The organism is Peribacillus sp. JNUCC 23, from assembly GCF_053653995.1.
Genome location: NZ_CM132202.1, coordinates 686,229 through 706,160 on the forward strand (window position 1 = coordinate 686,229; position 19,932 = coordinate 706,160).

Consider the following 19,932-nt stretch of genomic DNA (forward strand, 5'->3'; position numbering starts at 1 on the left):
AAATCTCCATTCTCGCTCGGAAAGTGTTGGTTCCGGCGCGCAAATTTGAAAATCGGCACGCAAATTTGAATTCCAGCTCGCAATGGTTAAAAAGGTGGGGGGAAGCACGCATCAAGTCCGGTGATTCTGCCTAAACTTACTCGCCCCTCTTCTTATTGCACTTAATTAATTACATGCTTGGTTCTCGCTTCTTTCATCCATAACGGGAATTCGTTGAGTAATTTATGATACAAATCATTATCACTTTCATTTTCGATATCAACAATTTGAAAAAAGTTTGCGTTGTCGATGAAGCGGCCTTCTAAATCATCGAGTTTTCTGAGGACGTCAAAGTTTCCGTTGCCAATTCCGACAAATTGCCAGAATAAGGGCTGAGTGGATGATTCAATTAATACTTTTGGAACATTGTCTTGTTTGCGACTTGCCTTTTTAACGCCACCGTCATTGATGAAAATTAAATAGGTTGGTAGTTTACTTTTTTCTTCAACTAAGTACTTTTGTAATACGTCTCTCATAACCGGCGGCTCATTGTTGGCACCGAATTTTTTTACGTGTGGATTAGAAAGGATTTCGCGGTCGATATAATTGGAGAAATCATTCTCGGTAATCGAGGGCATCCTTGTAAATTCATTGTCATAAATCCACACATCTAAAACGCCGTCATCATCGAAGCGGGTTGCTAATGCAAGGAGCCTTTCAATGACGTTTTGAACGGTGCCGTTTTGGTAAAGCCTGCGCATCGAACCTGATATATCAAGGACCACACCTACTCGGGCAATTCCTTTCTGTAATGCCTTTTTCTCCAACACGATATCGACTTTCTTCTTGAGCAGGTCAAAACTAGTGAGTTTTAACGGCTCAGCTATTTGAACGGGCTCAGAATCAGGAGTCTCATCGGTTTCTACATGGTAAAGATCCAAGAATTCCTGAAGCCCGGCATTATATCCTCTGCCAACTGGATTAAAACGCCAGTCACCCTCTTTTTTGTATAATTGACCAAGTTCAAAGGCTGTTTCGTCATAAAACTGATTTTCAGTAAAGGAAAATAAGGTGTCGTTTGTGTCAAAGTCCTCAATGGTCATGTTGATGGAACGAAAATGCTGGAAACTTTGATTTTTTTCAACAGCATCATGTATGGTTACGACGAATAGGATTTCATGAATGTCGTCTTTTATGTAGGGAAGATGAATGGTAATTTGTTGTTCGGCATTGTTTGGCATTTGATTGGCCATGATCAGAGACTTGTCCGGAGATTCTCGCTGGTTATAAAAGATAAAATACTCTTCAAGCGGAATTTTCCGCTGATCATTCAACATAAATACGGATACGTCTACATCATATAGGTTACGATTTAAAGGCATGGAAAGATCCCAAGCTACGGTGATGCGCCATTTTTTCGTGAGAGGGTATTGTTTACTCAAATTCAATCTCTGGCCTTTAACTAAAGTAAGCATAAGAACACATCCTTCAATATTTCTTTTTTCATTGTACCTGAACTAGTTATTTGTTTGATACAAATATATCCAAAAATCAGCAACTTCGATGAAACCTTTTGCTGGCAAATACGTTATAATAGAAACAGGAGTTTTTCAGTAATTTTTGACAGCCTAGATCCTTAAAGCCTTGTCATCCGAATTGGCAGGCATGCGTAGGTTGAACAAAGAACTTAGCGCTTTTCTTTGAAAGGAGATTTGTCAGTGGGTGCATTTGGTCAATACGCAAAGATCAATCCGGTATTGATCGATTTTACAGAAGATGAATGGAAACAATTAATCGAAAAGAAACGCTCGGAAAGAGATAATCATCAAAGCGGTGAACCCTTCATTAGCCTTGGACAAGTGGCGGCTCGTTTCTTAGGTATTCCCCGAGATGAGGATGACTATTATCTGACATTATTTACATTATCCCAAAACCCTCATGTATACGTCTGGAATGACCGTTTAAACAAAGAAAATGATCCCGAGAAATTTCAGGCACTTCAAGAAGTGCTACAAATAAACCAAAGTGAACAGCTTTCCGTTAATCGCTTTATCGCTTTTCTTGAAGGGAGACAGCTTATTCCGTCTCATGAAGATCCTTCGATTCATCGACATATACGTGAAAGCTTCAATAAAACTTTATCCCGATTTGTCGAACAACATGATTCAGGATTTAAGCATCCTGATTTTCGTAGAGTGATTAGCGATTTAATTAAATGGCTTTGGAACCATGTTGATGAAATCCTTAGTAAACTGGATGGGGAAGAGGTTCCAGTTGTTTTATGGTATGGTGACGCAACGAAAAGCGAACTTTATTTCTTATCATTCATTCTACATTTAGGCCTTGATTTATTAATATTCCATCCACTCGGGTCTGATATCTTCAAAGAACTAGATCCAGAACGGAAGCAAATGATTGTTCAGGATTTTCAAGTGAAAAAAGAACCGAGATCTTTTCCAACACAGCGTCCGGTTCGTAAGGCAACAGTTGCCTATCAGGCATCTAAGGAAATTGAGCGGATTCTACATACTGAAGAGACGCCAATATTTAAGCCATGGCAGTATCGTTCTCATTACCCTGTCTCCATCACACTAAAAACAACGTATGATGAATTATTTTTAATGAGCAGGGAAAGAGCATTCATTAGACCGAACTTTTATATTGAAGGAAATGAAGTGCATGTTCCATCCCTTTTTGCGAAAGTATCAGGAGTGACAACGAATAGGAGTGAGTATTGGGGGAAAATTGAGGAGCTAAAGGGCGGCGAGTTATCGCTGTTTATCCGTTACTTTCCTTTTACAAACAGCATCAATGGTAATTACCTCTATCATTATCAGCATGCACTTTTAGATAATGGAGTACTAGACCCTAAAAAAATGATCAATAGCGTATGGTGGAAATTAAAGCAACTACCACTTGGTGTCCAAGAAGCGCTTGCTGCAGGAATTTCACGAGTTTGTGCGAATCCGAAGCTTCTTCTGGAGCATCATGAGACGATAGCGGATCTCAAATTGTATTTATTTACCCAGCTTACGGTCTTGCCTGAGTCTATTGTTAGTTTATTACTTAAATTTGATTATCCACAGTTCGTTCCAAGAATTATTTTATACAATAGTGGTTCCGGAAATGGATTAGCACGTTCCGATGCGGCGCTATTGCTTTTGTTAAATGAGTTGGGGTTTGATATCATTCTTCTTAATCCATCAGGTCTTAGAGACATAGAGCAATACATGGATGAACAGTATTATGATGTACATTTAATGGATCAGTTTGAATTCAATTACGAATATAAAGAACCAAAGATACCGATATGGCGTCGTTTTTTCAAAAAAGATCAATGAGCACCTGCTCTAAAACTAAAACGTTAAATAAGGTTCAGGTTCTATAAACTGTGTCAACTTATGAAGGTGGCGGTGCGAGTTGATTTTGCGAAGCCCCGCCCCTTTTTCACAAAAGATACGTAAGAAAGAGGGATAAAGAATGCAGGTTAATAGTACAGAAATACTTGATGAGAATACGAACCAGCTGTCACTTAATAAAACGGAGGAAATTAAACTCAAACTTCGTCAGGAACCCGAAGTGCAGAAGCTGGCTCAGCAGATTGATGTAAAAAATCAGATTTCATTGTTGGAGTTCGGGAAAGAGCCAGCTGTTGAGATTTCGAAGTTCTCTGACCGGATTTTAGGGACGATGAAGGCCAGTTCAATGGAAGATTCCAGTGAATTATTAAAGCAGCTTGGTAAGGTTATGGATCAGTTTGATCGGAAGGATTTTGCCGAAGAGAAGAAGGGTCTGTTTGGGAAACTATTCAAAAAAGGCGGAAAAGTGATCGATAAGATTTTTGGGAAATACCAAACAATGGGCGGCGAAATTGATAAGATTTACGTTGAAATTTCTAAGTACCAAAATGAGATGGTGACGTCAACAAACACGCTAGAACAAATGTATGAACAAAACTTTAATTTCTACCTAGCCCTTGAAAAATATGGTGTTGCAGGTGCGATGAAGGCAGAGGAATTGAAAGCAACATTATTGCCGCAGTTTGAAGCAAGAGCTACATCGGGAGACCAGATTGCAGCAATGGAATTAGAAACACTGCGAAATGGTATTGAAACGCTTGAACAACGGGTATATGACTTGGAAATGGCAAAGATGGTTGCTTTGCAGACAGCACCACAAATCCGATTGCTTCAAAGAGGCAACACAAAGCTAATTGGAAAAATTAATTCTGCTTTCGTTACAACGATTCCAATTTTCAAAAACGGATTAATTCAGGCGGTATCTGCAAAACGTCAAAAGCTTGTTGCTGATTCAATGAGTGAGCTTGATCGGAGAACGAATGAAATGCTCGTGCGAAATGCACAAAATATTTCATCACAAAGCACAGAGATTGCACGACTTGCGGGAGCGCCAAGTATCAAAATTGAAACGATTGAAGAGTCATGGAACATTATTATTAATGGATTAGAAGAAACAAAGAAAATTGAAGATGAAAATAAACGAACACGTGAAGAAGGTACAAAACGTTTAATCGAATTGAAAGAAAAATTTCAAACAAGACAATTGAAAAGTTAAGAGTATTATTATTTGTTCGAATGGAAGAATGATGATACAATACAATTAAATAAAACACGCTGGCGTGAGTCGGTAAGGGAGTGTTTCTGTTGGCGATTTCGTTACAAAAAGGGCAAAAGGTAGACCTTACAAAAGGCAGAGCCGGTTTATCATCCATTACAGTAGGTTTAGGATGGGACCCAGTAAGTTCAGGGAAGCCAAAAGGCCTTTTAGGAGGATTGTTTGGTGGTGGAAGTACTCCGAACATTGACTGTGATGCTTCTGTCATTCTTTTGGACAAGAACGAGAAATTAACGAATAAAAACAACTTGATCTACTTTGGTAATAAAACAAGTGGGGATGGAAGTGTAAAACATACAGGCGATAACACAACAGGAGATGGTGATGGGGATGATGAGCAAGTCATCGTCGACTTAAATCGTGTTTCTCCTAGTATAGAAAAGCTTGTATTCGTCGTGAATATTTATGCTTGTGTACAACGAAAACAAGATTTCGGAATGATTCAAAATGCTTTTATCCGCTTGGTGGATAATTCAAATGGTCAAGAATTAATCCATTTTAACTTGACAGATAACTATGCGGGATTGACGTCATTATTTGTTGGAGAAATCTACCGTCATAACGGTGAGTGGAAATTTAATGCAATCGGAGACGGAACTAAAGACACATCTATTTCTGAGATTGCAAACAAGTATGCGTAACTTTTTTACAAAACGAATATGGCGTTAAAACGCCACCATCTACCATGAAGGTCTATCATTAAGCAGGTTACGTTTGCTTAATCACAATGGTGGCGGTGTGGAGCCCGATTTTGGAGTAATTTCTTAATAAAGGAAGTATATCTCCAAAGTAAATTGGCTATATTAGTAAGTCGCGAAGCCCCGTCCCCATGTCTTCATACAAAATAAATCTAATAAAGTGAGGGAAAATAATTATGGCGATTTCATTAAGCAAAGGACAAAAAGTAGATTTAACAAAAGGAAATCCAGGACTTAAAAATTTAGTAATTGGTTTAGGTTGGGATACAAACAAATATGATGGGGGAAACGACTTCGATTTAGATTCTTCTGTATTCTTGCTAAACGCTTCAGGGAAAGTTGGTTCTGAAAAAGATTTTGTATTCTTTAACAATCTTCAAGGCGGTAACGGTTCTGTCGTACATACAGGAGATAACCTTACAGGTGAAGGTGATGGAGACGATGAACAAATTAAAATCGACTTAAGCCTTGTACCAGCTGAGGTTGAAAAGATTGCTTTTACGATTACAATCCATGACGCAGAAGCTCGCAGTCAGAACTTTGGTCAAGTATCGAATGCGTTCGTGCGTGTTGTGAACGAACAAGGTAATTCAGAACTCATTCGCTATGACCTTGGAGAAGATTTCTCGATTGAAACAGCGGTTGTTGTTGCGGAATTATACCGTCACGCTGGCGAGTGGAAGTTCAATGCAATTGGTAGTGGCTACCAAGGCGGATTGGCTGCACTTGTAACTGACTATGGTTTATCTGTATAACTTTTAGTGAATTTTTAAATAAGCTCGTAGAAGATAGAGTTTCTATTGATTTGAGGATGTCCAATGAAAGGGTCAGACCCCGCAACTACTACATATAGACTTTATCTGGTGTTTTACTACTGGATACTGTGGATAGAGTGCGAGGTCAGACCCTTTTGGCACACCCACGATAATCTTTAAGGGAAATAGAAGGGATGATGTTGATGTCCATTTCATTATCAAAGGGGCAACGAATTGATTTAACGAAAACAAACCCAGGTTTGACACGTGCTGTTATTGGTCTAGGCTGGGATACGAATAAATATACTGGGGGCTTTGATTTTGATCTTGATGCTTCAGCATTTTTAGTTGATCAGAATGATAAATGTACCAACGACCTTGATTTTATCTTTTATAATAATTTGCAAGACCCTAGTGGTTCCGTTCTGCATACGGGTGATAACCGTACTGGTGAAGGTGATGGGGATGATGAGCAGATCAAAATAGACTTTAATAAAGTTCCTGCAAATATCCATAAAATTGCAATCACGGTTACAATTCATGATGCGAATCAACGAAGCCAAAACTTTGGTCAAGTGTCTAATGCATTTGTGCGCGTTGTAAACGAAGATACAAATGTAGAAGTTTTACGTTATGATCTTGGAGAAGATTTCTCGATTGAAACAGCAGTCGTGATTTGTGAATTATATCGTCATGGTTCTGATTGGAAATTTAATGCAATTGGCAGTGGGTTTTCAGGTGGCTTGGCTTCATTATGTCAAAACTACGGTTTATCTGTTTAAAGGATACATAGATATCATTTAACGATTTTGTCACTGTAACTTTAAGAACCTTCCGTTCTAGAAATTGCGATGAACAAGTAATAGTACATTCATAATTGTTCCAAATATCAAAAGGGTGAACACATTTGTGTTTCCCTTTTCGTTATTTATCTCGCAATAAAACTACTTATTGATTGAAGTTCCTGGTGTGGCTGAATGGAGTAGTTGCGGTTTTCGTAAAAGTAATAAAGTATTGGTTTTTCATATATTTTATGTCTGGCGCAAATTGCTAGCTTACTGAGGCCTGCAGGGATGTAGCTAACGATTCTTTTACTGAAAGATTACGAGATATTGGCAAATATTTCCTTCTTAGTTTAATCCCAAATTTCTTGGAACAAAGGATGCGAGATATGTCGATGAAGACAAAGGGACGTACGAATCTTAGTCGACCGTCTTATACTAATAGAATTTTTCGCTCTTAAGACAAACAAGAAATAGGGAGAGAAAACAAAACAACTCTCCCTATTTCTTGCTTGTCTTATGCTAGTCTTAAGTGAAAATAAAGGATACATTTTTTCAATAATTTTTAATCCTGCATTAACGGGCGGTAAGACCCCCACCTCAAGAATTAGAGGAGTAGGAATCGAAGAAGTGTAGGTATTAGCAACACTAGAACGGGACTAACAGTCAGCGAGGGTTGAAGAACCCCCCCGCTGATTGAGTCTCACTATATATCTAACCTTACACCGGTGACGGTTTTTCGTAATAGGAGGTAGAAGTTTGAAGCATTTTAATTATTTAACAAAGGATCGCGTGGAGAAAATCTTTTATCGAACGCCGATAGAATTTTCTAAAGACAGCGAGAAAGAATTGCTGGCACTTACGCTTGGAGCTTGCTTGTATATGCCTGGCACTCGTCCGAATATTTGCGCTGATATAGTTAAACAGAAGCATGATGGTTTAGTGTCTATGGTCCTTTGTCTTGAAGATGCTGTAAGTGATCATGAAGTCTATCAGGCAGAGATGAATGTTATTGCTCAGCTTCAGCAGCTTCATATGCAGATTGAATCAGGATTATTTTCGATGGATGAACTGCCAATCATTTTTATTCGAGTGAGAAGTGAAAAGCAAATGAGATATGTAGCAGAGCATCTTGGTAGCTCGATACATGTGCTAACTGGCTTTGTGTTTCCAAAATTCACAGCAGAAAATGGGGCGGGCTACATTGCGGCTCTTCGCGATGTAAATGAGCAATATGGTATTCGATTATATGGGATGCCGATTCTTGAATCGGCTGAAGTTATTTATAAAGAATCCAGAATAGCTTCATTATTAAGCATTAAGAAGCTGCTTGATGAAAATTATGATTGCATCTTAAATGTCCGGATGGGAGCTACTGACTTTTGTGGATTGTATGGGATAAGAAGAAGTAGTGATTCTACGATTTATGATATTTCGGTCGTCAGAGATTGTATTGCTGATATCGTGAATGTATTTGGCCGAAGTGAAAAAGAATATGTTGTGTCAGGGCCTGTATGGGAGTACTTTTATAAAGAGGAACGAGTGCTTAAGCCACAGCTTCGCCAAACCCCTTTTACGAACAGTCTTGGTAAAGAAGGCTTATCGATTCGTAAAGAATTTTTAAATGAATATTTGGATGGGTTGATTCAGGAAATATTGCTGGACAAAAACAATGGACTTACTGGGAAAACGGTTATTCATCCGACCCATATAAAGCCTGTTCACGCGTTTTCTGTTGTTTCCTACGAAGAATATATGGATGCTATTAGTATATTAGAGGGAATTGGTGGAGAATCAGGTGTACTGAAAAGTCAATTTTCCAATAAAATGAATGAAATGAAGCCCCATTATAATTGGGCAATAAAAATCGTTAGCAAAGCGAAAATATACGGGGTGTATCATGAACAATGCTCATACATTGATTTACTCACAGAGCAAGAACAGATCCATATTTAATATATTAGATTCTTTAGCTGTAACAGTTGAAGTAACGGAAAATCCTTATAATCTTCCTTTAGACTTTTTATTCGAAATGGCAGCCCGGAAAAATAAGAAACGTGGCTTTCTGTTTGTTAGTAAAATCCTTGGCAAGCATATCCCGGTAGCGCCGGTTACTTCTTTGTTAAGTGGTGCGTTATTAGCGATGCGTTATTTAGAGACGGTGCATACCCATTCAATAGAAGGCAGAAAAGCTGTGATAGAAGCGTTGTTATCAGGAAATAGGCAAGAAGAAATCTACCATTCTCTCATGGACAACCCATTTCATTTACCTGATGAAACACTTTTCATCGGCTTTGCGGAGACTGCGACAGCACTTGGGCATAGTGTGTTTGATTTATTTAATAATGCCCATTATCTTCATACTACAAGAGAACAAATTGTCGGGTTAGAGTCGAGCATAGAGTTTGAAGAAGAACATTCTCATGCGACTGAGCAAGCGTGCTATGGAAATAAAGAGTTGTTGCAAAAAGATGGCCCAATCGTTCTTGTTGATGATGAAATTACAACAGGGAAAACAGCATTAAATATTATAGAATCCATTCATGCTGCATATCCTCGAAAAGAGTATGTCGTCTTATCTCTTTTGGATTGGCGTTCAGAAGCAAACAAAGCAGCGTACGCGGAATTAGAAGAAAAGCTGGGTATCCGCATCCGAACCGCAACATTATTGGCAGGTAGGATCGAAGTAGATGGAAATCCTGTTGATACGGAAGGTTACTATGAATATGCCCATTCTGGTGCTGCTGTTGAAACGGAGATCCATACTATCAATCTATCAGAATATGAGAGCTTTAAACAGATTGATGATGTTGCGTATGTATCTATTAGTAGTGAAGGATCTGTGAATCAAGTTCCTTATTCCGGAATGACAGGACGTTTTAACGGAATATCATCAAGGGATCGCCCGAGTATTGATGATTATGCATTTCATGTGGGAGTGGGTCTTAAGCAAACTCGTTCTGGCGGAAAAACGCTCTGTCTAGGGACGGGTGAATTTATGTATCTTCCAATGAAAATCGCTTCATATATGGGCAATGATGTCTTCTGTCAATCAACGACGAGAAGTCCGATTCATCGAATTGATAAAGAAGGGTATGCTGTGACAAATGGGTTTGATTTTGTGAATCCAGACGATTCAGGCGTCATAAATTATTTTTACAATATCCCATACAAGAGCTACCAAGACATCTATCTATTCCTCGAGCGCGAAGTAGAAGAGGTTCGCCTGGAATCTTTATTAGAAAAGATCAAACAAGTCGGTGCAAAGAGGCTCTTTGTGGTGACCATGAATTCTAAAGTAGAAGGAGAAGGTCATGCCGATTAAACAGAACTTTACAATTACGCCAATGGGCAGTTATCCACCTGAAGATGTGACGTTTCTATTAAAAGATCTAAGTGAAGTCATGGAGGAACAGGGAACGGAGGACCGGGAAGAAGCGATTCAATCTGGTGTTCATTACTCTGAAATGTTGCCGATTGAATACAAGCCGACATCTGAATACATGGAAGTGTATCAAAAGGCATTGGTAGAATATGCACAGAAAATGGCGGTAGCAATAGGTGTAGTGACAGAAGGAATTCTTGCGAAAAAAGGGAGGAATCTAATACTTGTATCCTTAGCAAGAGCAGGTACGCCGGTTGGCATCCTCATTAAGCGTTATTTATCATTTGCTTATAACTTGGATGTGCCACATTATAGTGCTTCTATCATCCGTGGTAAAGGAATTGATGAGCAGGCAATTCGTTATATTAAAGAGAATCATCCAGATCGTCAGATTCAATTTATTGATGGGTGGACGGGTAAAGGTGCGATCAGCCTTGAATTAGCAAAAGCTTGCCAAAAAATGAATGACAAGTTTGGCTATAATCTGGATGACGGTCTTGCCGTGTTAGCTGACCCAGGTTATTGTTCTGAAATTTATGGGACAAGAGAGGATTTCTTGATCCCGAGTGCTTGTCTGAATTCAACTGTGTCAGGTCTTGTAAGCCGTACAGTTCATAATAAAGCGTATATTTCTGATCAGGATTTTCATGGTGCAAAATATTATCGTCATCTTGAAGAAGAAGATGTATCCAATGAATTTATTGCTACCATCGTTAAAGAGTTTCCTAGAGTTGAGCCAGATATTCAAACTCATCTTGAGAAAATTCGTCTGATGCACACAGCTCCGAATTGGTCAGGAGAGGCTTGTGTGAGAAAGATACAAGTTGATTTTTCAATCGATGATATAAATCATATAAAGCCTGGTGTTGGAGAAACAACTCGTGTTTTATTGCGAAGGGTTCCTTGGAAGATACTTGTGAAAAATCGAAATGATCAGCGATTAAAGCATATTATTCTGCTGGCTAAAGATCGTGGTGTTCCGATTGAAGAGTATCCAGAAATGTCATATACTTGTTGCGGACTAATTAAGTCGTTGAAGGAGAAGCTATGATCTTTGCGAGTGATTTAGATCAAACATTAATTTACTCAATCCGTTCGATGAGGCTTAGTGAAGATCGTTCTGCGCCCGCGATGCGTGTTGTTGAAAAACGCGGTGAACGGGAAATCTCCTATATGACCTTAGCTGCAATTGAATTATTAAAAGAAGTTGCTCACAAGATGATGTTTCTTCCGGTTACAACAAGAACGGTAGAACAGTTTCAATATATTACTCTATTCCAAGAGGAAATTGTACCGCCTTTTGCTGTGACAAGCAATGGTGGAAATATTCTTGTGAAAGGTAAAGTAGATGAAGAGTGGCAACGACAAATTAAAATGAAGCTAGAAAATGAGGCATTAAGTGGAGAAAAGATCCTTGAACATTTTGGTGAAATAGCTAACGATGAGTGGGTTCATTCCCAACATACGGCAGATGAACTGTTCCATTATTGTTTGATTGAACGTGACTTGGTTCCGCTGGATGAATTAATGCAATTCAAAGAAGTAATCGATCAACAAGGTTGGAAAATGTCTCTGCAAGGTCGCAAGCTTTATTTTGTACCAAAAGCGGTGAATAAATGGGATGCAGTCGCTTATATTAAAGAAAAAAGCAATCGACAATTTGTGGCAGCGGCGGGGGATTCGCTACTTGATCTGCCTATGCTGGAAGTTGCGGACTATGCAATATCCCCTATCCATGGAGAACTAAGTGAAATGGAGAATTCGGCGGTGAAAAGAACGATTCACCGAACAGGGCAAAAAGGAATCTTAGCCGCTGAAGATATATTGAATCAGGTTATGCATATTTATAAAGAGCTTTCGTAATCGCTTTTGTATAAAATGCCAATCGAGAAGGTGCTTGCTGGATGATTAACTTATTTAAAAAACAACCAAACTTAGATAGTCGAAACATATTGAGCTCAAGTGAAGCGTGCAAGGAATGGGGCATTGACTCTTCGACGTTAAGAAGGAGAATTCATGATTTCCCCCACGGAACTATTCGTAAATTCGGAACATCATGGGTGGTTACTCGTGAAGGGATGTATGCGGTATTTGGTGAAAAGAAAACTCAAGCAAGTTTCGATAGTTGGAAATCTAAGTATGAGTAAAAGACAAACGGAAGACTCTTTGGATAGAGTCTTCCGTTTGTTTTTTTTTATGGTGTCCAGCTTCTTTATGACTAATATGTTCATGCTTTTTTTGTTAGGAAAGAAATTCAGCTGGATCAAGACCAAGTTCCCGGCAAACTTCGCTGACAACGCGCTGTTCGTTCGCGTCGAAGTTACCGTCTGCGTACCCAATCGCTATGCTATATCTTGCGATAAGACGAGCGATTTCCGGTTTTGTTCGGACGCGGCCTAATGCTTTGAAGGCTTCAGCGCGACCGACAATCATATCTCGTTCGATTTTCTGAGTAAAGTTGTTGAATTGTGTGATCACTTTGTTTGTATCGAAGACGCGTAATTCTTCGCTTTGATTGACAAAATCAATCATTTGCTGGCGCTCGGATGGATCTAGGTGTCCATCTGCCATGGAAACAAGTGCACATCCTGCGACGATGGCGTCTAACACATCCTGACTTTTGTATCGAGCGAATAAATCCTGTGCTTTCCGCTTTTGTTGCACGGCCCATTCGGAATAATCGGTTTGATTTGGTGACCATGAATTGCCGCAACTGTTACAAGTAAGTTTCAATTTGTTTTTTCCAATGAATCCGCCTAGCAACCCGACTGGACCGAGAATTAACCCGCCAACTGCTGCCTTACCGAGTCCGAATCCTTTTTGTCCAGTTCTAACATTGGTTGAATGGCAACGTGGGCATTGCAGCTCTTCGCTACCGTATTGCTGTGAGGCTCCACCTCTTTGCGCTTGATTTTGCATAGGAGGTTGGTAGGTTGGTTGCTGTTGATGTTGGGGCTGATGACCGTATGTATTGGTATTGCTATTGCCAAATCCACCTTGTTGATTGCCAAACCCTTGTTGCTGTTGTTGCGAAGGGATAGACTGCTGTTGATAAGGTTGTTGAACAATTGGAGTGGGAGTTGGTGCATCATCCACATTCACACCGAAGTTTCTACATAAAGCAGATAATCCGCCTTGGAAACCACTTGCAATGGCATTGAATTTCCATTCTCCGTTATGACGATACAATTCTGCTGCAACGATGGCGGTTTCTACTGTGAAGTCTCTGCCAAGTTCGAACCGTATTAATTCCTCAAATGTTTGTGTGTTAAAAATTCTTACATAAGCATTGGCAACTTGTCCGAAGTTTTGTTGCTTCATATGCGCATCATGGATCGTGATTGTAAATGCGATACGATGGATCGCCTGCGGTACAAGGTTCAAATCAATTTGAATTTGTTCATCATCTTGATGACCTGAACCTGTCCGGTTATCTCCGCTATATAGAATAGATCCATTCCCTCCAGAAGGGTTGTTATAGAAAACAAAATCTGCATCGCTCGCTACTTTACCATTCGCACCAGTTAAAAAGGCTGATGCATCTAAATCATAGCTAGCTCCAAAATTGCCGACATCCCATCCTAGTCCTACAACAACGTGTTGCAGGCCTGGGTGGGCTTTTGTTAAGTCTACCTTTTGACCTTTGCTTAGCGTTACACCCATCGATTACACGCTCCTTAAAAGTTTATCATTTTGAAAATATTACTATTATCGTACCACAAAAGCCTAACAGTGTAATGTATTAATAACCTGATACGTCAAAGGTTGAAGTTGTTATCTTGTTTGGAAAGGATAAAACATAATGTTAATTAATCTAACATTTATTTTGAATATTTATAAAATTCAGTTGACTTTTTGTTAGTTTATTTAATATGATATTAAATATAACACGAGATGTTAGGTAATATAACATTTATAAGGGGGAGAAAAAATGGAATTAGCAGATTCAGTATTTATGTTTGTGGCAACCATGCTTGTCTGGATTATGACTCCAGGGATTGCACTTTTTTACGGAGGAATGGTAAAAAGTAAAAACGTATTAAACACTGCGATGCATAGTTATATGCCGCTAGCTGTCATTTCAATCTTATGGGTTACAATCGGCTATTCGCTTTCTTTTTCAGAGGGAAATGCTTTCTTTGGAGGTTTAGATTGGATTGGATTGAAAGGGGTTGGGTTTGAGCCTGGACCTTACAGTGATACGATTCCGCACAGTTTGTTCATGTTATTCCAAATGACATTTGCTGTAATAACCGTTTCTATTATTGCTGGAGGGGTCGCTGAGCGCATGAAATTTTCAGCATTCTTACTGTTCACAATTTTTTGGTCGTTGCTAGTATACGCTCCACTAGCTCATTGGGTATGGGGCGGTGGGTGGTTAGCTCAGCTTGGAACATTGGATTTCGCAGGTGGTAATGTGGTTCATGTTTCCTCTGGTGTTACGGGTCTCGTATTAGCGATTATGCTCGGAAAACGTAAATTGTCAGGTGAAAACTCACCCCATAATCTGCCGCTAACATTCTTAGGTGCAACATTAATCTGGTTCGGGTGGTATGGCTTTAACGTCGGAAGCGCTTTGACGATTAATGAAGTAGCCATGGTCGTTTTTGTAAACACGGCAGTTGCTGCTTCAGCTGGCATTCTTGGCTGGCTTGCAATTGAGTATGTGTGCAATAAAAAGCCTACGATGCTTGGTGCATTATCGGGAGCAATCTCCGGGTTAGTTGCAATTACACCTGCCTGTGGCTTTGTTACAGTGCCTGCCGCTATTATTATTGGCTTAGTTGGTGGAGCTGTCTGTTTCTGGGGTGTTTCTTATTTAAAAGGAAAGCTTGGTTACGATGATGCACTTGACGCGTTTGGTCTTCATGGAGTAGGTGGCACATGGGGAGGGATTGCAACTGGCTTATTCGCTACAACTTCTGTTAATCCAGGAGGAGCAAACGGATTGCTGTATGGGGGTTTCGATTTATTTTGGAAACAGCTGATTGCAATCGTCGCAACCTACATTTTCGTAGCGGTGCTTACATTTATCATTGCTAAAGTAATTAGTTACTTAGTACCGCTACGAGTGAATGAAGAAGATGAAACGCTTGGTCTGGATATTTCTTTACACGGAGAAAAGGCATACCACGAATCCATTTAAAAAGGGGGGGCTATATGATGGGAGATGTATTAACAAAGATTGAAATTGTTACTAGGCCAGAGAAATTCGAAGTGTTCAAACAGGAGTTGGCTAAAATCGGCGTCAGTGGGATTACGGTCGCAGAAGTCAAAGGGGCCGGGTTGCAAAAGGGGTATAAGGAAACCTATCGTGGTGTGACTCGTGAAATCAGCCTGCATGACCGAATCAAAATTGAAATCGTTGTCTGTGAGGTACCAGTACAGCAAGTAATCGACCTTGCAAGGAAAAACTTCAATACAGGTAAACCAGGAGATGGAAAAATTTTTATTTATGAACTGGCCAATGTGATTAAAATCCGTACTGGTGAAGAAGGTCGTGCTGCATTGAAAAATGAGCAATGAAGTGAATTGCTAACAGTGAGAGGGACTTCTTTCCCGCTGATAATTCGTTTAAACAGGATGAAAACAAACTAAGAAACGTATTCAGCAGATCGGATGAGATGTAATGCATGGATAGGAGGAATTTCTTAAATGGGAAGGCTTGAAAAAATCGTCAAAGCCAGAAAGGAGAAAATCATTCATACTCTTATTTCGGAAAATATTTATCAACCTGCTGACCATTCTTATTTAATGAATTTACCTTTGAGAAATTTAGAAGACTTGTTACTTCTTTTTAAGCAAAGGTGCCAAATATCCGAGAAAGATTAAATCCAACTAGTTTTTCATCCTTATCCATAGATAGGGATGTTTTTTTATCAAAATTTTCAGTGATGCTTATAGTTTAGAAGTGAACGCCAGGATAAATCTTCAATTGTTTGAAAACTAAGGGAAAGGGATTGAAACTAAAATTCAACTGAATTTTTTTCAATGTTATATTCGAAATCTGGAATTTATTATCGCCTTACCAACTAACTAAGCAAGTTTACTAACCACTTTTACAATTTACTAACCAACTATGCAAAATTACTAAACACTTTCAAATATTTACTAACCATCTAAGTAAAGTTACTAACCAAATTCGAGTTTACTTATCAGAGCGTGGTCATCGGTCACATAACTGAAGGTAATTCTGAAATTCGACTCGTGTATCAGTGACAAATATGATGAGTAGTATTGGCGGATGTAGTCACTACGACAGAATTGCGTTTAATCATCTTTTTTTAGAATATATTGACAATCGGTGAGAATCTAGATAAACTTTTAATTAACCATCGGTCAATTAAAGGAGAAAACTATGTCACCAAGAAAAGCAGTGGATAATGAATTAACAAAAGAAATGATTATGGACACGGCGAGAGACTTATTTGCAGAGCAAGGTTATCAGCATGTATCGATGAGAAAAATAGCACAAAATCTTGGATATTCACACGGGGCGCTTTATTATCACTTTAAAAATAAAGCGGAAATCTTCTACAGTCTTGTATCGCTGGACTTTTCCTTACTGAATCACGAGATTGCGAAAGTGATGAATAGTGAAGCTGATAATCATCAAAAAATCAGAGATTTATTTCTAAGATTTATAAAATTTGGTCTCGATCATCCTAATCATTATGAAATTATGTTTTTAACGAGAGATGAAGAGGTTCAAAGCTTTCTGCAGCAGGAACCAAGTGAAAGCTATCGGCAATTTTCAGAAGCGCTGCTTCAATTGAGCAATAGGAGCATACCGATTAAAGAAACGTGGTCTGTTTTTCTATCGCTCCATGGATTTGTTTCAGTCTATTGTAGAAATAGACAGCCTTATTCTGAGGTGGAAATCATGGCTGAAACACATGTAGAAGTCATTTTACGGACAATTTTGCAGCGCTAATTTTTTTAACATTTTATTGACCGTTGGTTCATTAAGAGGGGGGATAATAATGAAGGCACTTGTATTGGGAGCGACGGGTGGCATGGGGAGCGCAATTGTGTATGAATTACTGGAGCGGGGAGTCGAGGTTACGGCTTTTGCTAGAAACCTAGAGAAGCTAAATAAATTGTTCAAAAATCATCAGGTAAGACTTGTTCAAGGTGATGTCTTTAACGAAGAACAAATAAGTCGGGCCGCGGAATATGCAGACATTGTTTTTCACTCTATTAATATACCTTATCAGGAATGGGAGGATAAACAGCCCATTCTTATGAAAAATATTCTTAATACGGTCAAAAAAACGAGAACAAAGCTTGTAATTGTCGACAATATCTATGCTTACGGAAGAAATCTCGGTACCTTGGTAGCTGAAACGACAAGGAAGGATCCCCATACGAAAAAAGGAAAAATTCGTCTGGAGTTGAATTCGATGGCAAAGGATTCCGGTGTGCCGATGTTGATCGCACATTTTCCAGACTTCTATGGACCTCATGCTGAAAACACATTGCTGGATTATATGTTTCAAGCGATAATGAAAGATAAAAAAGCCCAGTTTGTCGGGGATCAAACGATCCCACGAGAATATATTTATACACCGGATGGCGCGAAGGCCGTCTGTGAATTGGCTATGCAAGACCGCTTTGAAGGAGGGCATTGGAATATTCCGGGCACGAGCACCATTACTGGAAAGGAGATCATCGAACTTGTTAGAGAGTTGACGGGGTATGAGAAAAAGGTTTCCACCGTTTCTAAAAATATGATTCGACTACTTGGAGTGTTTGACCCTGGTATGAGGGAAATGGTTGAAATGTTTTACTTAAACGAAGATCCAGTCGTATTAGACGGCGGAAAATATGAGAGAGAAATAGGTCACATTCCAAGGACGCCATATAAAGAAGGGTTTCAAAAAACGTTAGAAAGTATTAATCAATAACATAAATGGAGATACTTTTGCGTCTAGTGATACATTTTAAAAATAGAAAATGTGAAGTGTCCCAGTTTAAACCCTTGAATAAAAACAAAAAGCTCAAGCTGTGACCAATTTAGCTTGAGCTAGTCTATTATAACCCTAACGAAATATACTTCACTTCCAAATATTCTTCTATCCCTTGATGTCCGCCTTCGCGACCTAAACCACTTTGTTTAAAACCGCCAAATGGTGCTTGAGGAGTTGACGGCACCCCATCATTCAAGCCGACGATACCGAATTCAAGAGCTTCTGTGATTTGAATGCCTCTACTAATGTTTTCGGTGAAGACGTAAGCTGCTAGTCCATAGATGGACTGGTTCGCGCGTGTAATCGCTTCTTCATCTGTTTTGAAGGAAGCAATCGGTGCAAGTGGTCCGAATGTTTCTTCTTGCATACAAAGCATAGAGTCATCGATATTGCTTAAAACGGTCGGCTTGAGGAAGAGTCCGTTTGCTGCCGTTCCACCTGTTTCTAGTTTGGCACCTTGCTTGATGGCATCTTCAATATGCGCTAATACTTTATCGACGGCGTTTTGATTAATAAGCGGTCCAATATCAGTACCTTCTTCAAGTCCGTTACCTACTTTAAGAGCTCCCACTTTGGCGACTAATTTTTCAATAAAATCGTCATGAATGGATTCATGTACATAGATTCTATTTGCGCAGACACAAGTTTGCCCTGCGTTTCGGAATTTAGAGTTCAAGACGCCTGTGACGGCCTTATCTAAGTCGGCATCCTCCAAAACGATAACTGGCGCATGTCCACCAAGTTCAAGGGAGATTTTCTTGACTGTATCTGCTGCGCCTCTCATTAGAATTTTGCCGACTTTTGTTGATCCAGTAAAGGTAAGCTTACGGACTCGATTATCTTCAATCCAGGCAGTTCCAATTGCATTTGCATCTCCTGTTACAACATTAATGACGCCTTTTGGAATTCCTGCCTGTTCTGCTAGCTCAACCAATTTTAAAGCGGTGAGCGGTGTTAATTCTGATGGTTTGATGACAACTGTACAGCCAACCACAAGTGCTGGTGCAACTTTTCTTGTGATCATAGCAGCCGGGAAGTTCCAAGGAGTGATCACACTAACGACACCAACGGGCTGCTTGGACACGAATAATCGCTTATTAGCCTGAGTTGCTGGGATGGTTTCTCCATACACTCGTTTGCCTTCTTCTGCGTACCAGGATAAAAATCCATTTGCATAGGAAATTTCCCCAATCGCTTCTTTTAACGGCTTTCCTTGTTCCCTTGTCATGGTGTACCCAAGCTCGGCGTTACTCTCTTCTATTAAGTGATGCCATTTCCAAATCAACTCAGACCTTTCATAAACAGACAGCCCAGCCCATCCTTTAAAAGCGTCGTATGCTGCATCTGTTGCTTTATTTGCTTCATCCGCGCCTCCGTTAGGAACAGTGGCAATCACTTCATTGGTAGCTGGATTCCTTACTTCAATTTTATCTAAGCCATAATCTGACCATTCGCCGTTCACAAATATTCCATAATGTTTCATACGTGCAACCTCCATTCAGTAAGTAAAAGTCGTGCTTCTTAAGCATAACAATAAAACTGTGTTTAAGTTTCTTGCTTGAGTTAAAAAATAGTGCAAGCGTATCAGCAATGTGAGAATGAATGTAAAGCTGAAAATCAAGATTGAATGTCAATGGCGATTTCAGATTTACTGGGGTGAAAGCGATATGTAACGACTTTCGTAAGTTGATAATTCGACATCAGTATGAGTTATCCTTTTTCTTAAGA

Annotated in this window: 18 protein-coding genes and 1 pseudogene; 15 read left to right on the forward strand and 4 right to left on the reverse strand. The window is 39.4% G+C overall.

All coding sequences use genetic code 11. The features are described from left to right. Positions 1 to 161 precede the first annotated feature (161 nt). Both JNUCC23_RS03380 and JNUCC23_RS03385 read right to left on the reverse strand, forming a co-directional pair. A complete protein-coding gene (locus tag JNUCC23_RS03380; RefSeq protein ID WP_403075213.1) occupies positions 162 to 866 on the reverse strand; it encodes a vWA domain-containing protein in 705 nt (234 codons plus the stop codon). Positions 867 to 968: 102 nt separating this feature from the next. Continuing rightward, positions 969 to 1,454: pseudogene (locus JNUCC23_RS03385) on the reverse strand (TerD family protein); the annotation flags it as partial. 243 nt (positions 1,455 to 1,697) lie between these two features. On the opposite strand from JNUCC23_RS03385, the gene JNUCC23_RS03390 reads away from it, so the two are divergent. The 10 genes from JNUCC23_RS03390 (at position 1,698) to JNUCC23_RS03435 (ending at position 12,381) form a co-directional block, all read left to right on the forward strand. Beyond that, complete coding sequence (locus JNUCC23_RS03390) at positions 1,698 to 3,320, forward strand: YceG family protein (protein WP_403074690.1); 1,623 nt, start codon at positions 1,698 to 1,700, stop codon at positions 3,318 to 3,320. Between the two features lie 139 nt (positions 3,321 to 3,459). After that, positions 3,460 to 4,554: a toxic anion resistance protein gene (locus JNUCC23_RS03395; RefSeq protein WP_062184454.1), complete on the forward strand. Its 1,095-nt coding sequence runs from the start codon at positions 3,460 to 3,462 to the stop codon at positions 4,552 to 4,554. An 89-nt stretch (positions 4,555 to 4,643) separates the two neighbouring features. Next, positions 4,644 to 5,255, forward strand: a complete 612-nt coding sequence (locus JNUCC23_RS03400; protein WP_454214306.1) for a TerD family protein — start codon at positions 4,644 to 4,646, stop codon at positions 5,253 to 5,255. A gap of 233 nt (positions 5,256 to 5,488) precedes the next feature. Then, entirely contained in the window at positions 5,489 to 6,067 is a 579-nt protein-coding gene (locus JNUCC23_RS03405; protein ID WP_403074684.1) for a TerD family protein, read from the forward strand. Positions 6,068 to 6,270: 203 nt separating this feature from the next. Beyond that, the gene (locus JNUCC23_RS03410; protein ID WP_403074682.1) at positions 6,271 to 6,849 is read left to right on the forward strand and encodes a TerD family protein; all 579 of its coding nucleotides are present in this window, start codon (positions 6,271 to 6,273) and stop codon (positions 6,847 to 6,849) included. A gap of 759 nt (positions 6,850 to 7,608) precedes the next feature. Beyond that, positions 7,609 to 8,805, forward strand: coding sequence for an HpcH/HpaI aldolase/citrate lyase family protein (locus tag JNUCC23_RS03415; RefSeq protein ID WP_403074680.1), 1,197 nt, complete (start codon positions 7,609 to 7,611; stop codon positions 8,803 to 8,805). Then, positions 8,750 to 10,174 (forward strand): phosphoribosyltransferase family protein, encoded by a 1,425-nt coding sequence (locus JNUCC23_RS03420; protein ID WP_454214308.1) that lies wholly within the window; start codon positions 8,750 to 8,752, stop codon positions 10,172 to 10,174. Before JNUCC23_RS03415 ends, JNUCC23_RS03420 begins: the two co-directional genes overlap by 56 nt. Further along, positions 10,164 to 11,285 (forward strand): cysteine protease StiP family protein, encoded by a 1,122-nt coding sequence (locus JNUCC23_RS03425; RefSeq protein WP_454214310.1) that lies wholly within the window; start codon positions 10,164 to 10,166, stop codon positions 11,283 to 11,285. Before JNUCC23_RS03420 ends, JNUCC23_RS03425 begins: the two co-directional genes overlap by 11 nt. Next, entirely contained in the window at positions 11,282 to 12,097 is an 816-nt protein-coding gene (locus tag JNUCC23_RS03430) for an HAD family hydrolase (protein ID WP_454214312.1), read from the forward strand. The genes JNUCC23_RS03425 and JNUCC23_RS03430 overlap by 4 nt, the downstream gene beginning before the upstream one ends. A 41-nt stretch (positions 12,098 to 12,138) precedes the next feature. Continuing rightward, complete coding sequence (locus JNUCC23_RS03435; RefSeq protein WP_062184432.1) at positions 12,139 to 12,381, forward strand: helix-turn-helix domain-containing protein; 243 nt, start codon at positions 12,139 to 12,141, stop codon at positions 12,379 to 12,381. Between the two features lie 94 nt (positions 12,382 to 12,475). Here the strand turns inward: JNUCC23_RS03435 and JNUCC23_RS03440 are convergent, their stop codons facing one another. Further along, positions 12,476 to 13,897: a TerD family protein gene (locus JNUCC23_RS03440; protein ID WP_454214314.1), complete on the reverse strand. Its 1,422-nt coding sequence runs from the start codon at positions 13,895 to 13,897 to the stop codon at positions 12,476 to 12,478. A gap of 268 nt (positions 13,898 to 14,165) precedes the next feature. Between JNUCC23_RS03440 and JNUCC23_RS03445 the strand changes: the two genes are divergently transcribed. The 5 genes from JNUCC23_RS03445 to JNUCC23_RS03465 all read left to right on the forward strand — a co-directional run bounded on the left by JNUCC23_RS03445 (position 14,166) and on the right by JNUCC23_RS03465 (position 18,141). Next, positions 14,166 to 15,380: an ammonium transporter gene (locus JNUCC23_RS03445; protein WP_403074669.1), complete on the forward strand. Its 1,215-nt coding sequence runs from the start codon at positions 14,166 to 14,168 to the stop codon at positions 15,378 to 15,380. 17 nt (positions 15,381 to 15,397) lie between these two features. Next, positions 15,398 to 15,760: a P-II family nitrogen regulator gene (locus JNUCC23_RS03450; RefSeq protein WP_403075210.1), complete on the forward strand. Its 363-nt coding sequence runs from the start codon at positions 15,398 to 15,400 to the stop codon at positions 15,758 to 15,760. 129 nt (positions 15,761 to 15,889) lie between these two features. Beyond that, complete coding sequence (locus tag JNUCC23_RS03455) at positions 15,890 to 16,066, forward strand: hypothetical protein (protein ID WP_403074667.1); 177 nt, start codon at positions 15,890 to 15,892, stop codon at positions 16,064 to 16,066. A gap of 526 nt (positions 16,067 to 16,592) precedes the next feature. Next, positions 16,593 to 17,168 (forward strand): TetR/AcrR family transcriptional regulator, encoded by a 576-nt coding sequence (locus JNUCC23_RS03460; RefSeq protein WP_403074665.1) that lies wholly within the window; start codon positions 16,593 to 16,595, stop codon positions 17,166 to 17,168. 49 nt (positions 17,169 to 17,217) lie between these two features. Beyond that, positions 17,218 to 18,141, forward strand: coding sequence for an SDR family NAD(P)-dependent oxidoreductase (locus tag JNUCC23_RS03465; protein ID WP_454214317.1), 924 nt, complete (start codon positions 17,218 to 17,220; stop codon positions 18,139 to 18,141). Between the two features lie 127 nt (positions 18,142 to 18,268). Here JNUCC23_RS03465 and JNUCC23_RS03470 read toward each other — a convergent pair whose 3' ends face one another. Continuing rightward, on the reverse strand, positions 18,269 to 19,687 hold the full coding sequence (locus JNUCC23_RS03470; RefSeq protein ID WP_403074661.1) for an NAD-dependent succinate-semialdehyde dehydrogenase: 1,419 nt from the start codon (positions 19,685 to 19,687) through the stop codon (positions 18,269 to 18,271). Positions 19,688 to 19,932: the final 245 nt, after the last annotated feature.

Bases quoted from the DNA above. Each gene is read 5' to 3' on its own strand.
- JNUCC23_RS03470 (WP_403074661.1), bottom strand. From the start codon at position 19,687: ATGAAACATTATGGAATATTTGTGAACGGCGAATGGTCAGATTATGGC.
- JNUCC23_RS03420 (WP_454214308.1), top strand. From the start codon at position 8,750: ATGAACAATGCTCATACATTGATTTACTCACAGAGCAAGAACAGATCC.
- JNUCC23_RS03405 (WP_403074684.1), top strand. From the start codon at position 5,489: ATGGCGATTTCATTAAGCAAAGGACAAAAAGTAGATTTAACAAAAGGA.
- JNUCC23_RS03445 (WP_403074669.1), top strand. From the start codon at position 14,166: ATGGAATTAGCAGATTCAGTATTTATGTTTGTGGCAACCATGCTTGTC.
- JNUCC23_RS03435 (WP_062184432.1), top strand. From the start codon at position 12,139: ATGATTAACTTATTTAAAAAACAACCAAACTTAGATAGTCGAAACATA.
- JNUCC23_RS03425 (WP_454214310.1), top strand. From the start codon at position 10,164: ATGCCGATTAAACAGAACTTTACAATTACGCCAATGGGCAGTTATCCA.
- JNUCC23_RS03410 (WP_403074682.1), top strand. From the start codon at position 6,271: ATGTCCATTTCATTATCAAAGGGGCAACGAATTGATTTAACGAAAACA.
- JNUCC23_RS03460 (WP_403074665.1), top strand. From the start codon at position 16,593: ATGTCACCAAGAAAAGCAGTGGATAATGAATTAACAAAAGAAATGATT.
- JNUCC23_RS03455 (WP_403074667.1), top strand. From the start codon at position 15,890: ATGGGAAGGCTTGAAAAAATCGTCAAAGCCAGAAAGGAGAAAATCATT.
- JNUCC23_RS03430 (WP_454214312.1), top strand. From the start codon at position 11,282: ATGATCTTTGCGAGTGATTTAGATCAAACATTAATTTACTCAATCCGT.
- JNUCC23_RS03440 (WP_454214314.1), bottom strand. From the start codon at position 13,897: ATGGGTGTAACGCTAAGCAAAGGTCAAAAGGTAGACTTAACAAAAGCC.
- JNUCC23_RS03465 (WP_454214317.1), top strand. From the start codon at position 17,218: ATGAAGGCACTTGTATTGGGAGCGACGGGTGGCATGGGGAGCGCAATT.
- JNUCC23_RS03450 (WP_403075210.1), top strand. From the start codon at position 15,398: ATGGGAGATGTATTAACAAAGATTGAAATTGTTACTAGGCCAGAGAAA.
- JNUCC23_RS03395 (WP_062184454.1), top strand. From the start codon at position 3,460: ATGCAGGTTAATAGTACAGAAATACTTGATGAGAATACGAACCAGCTG.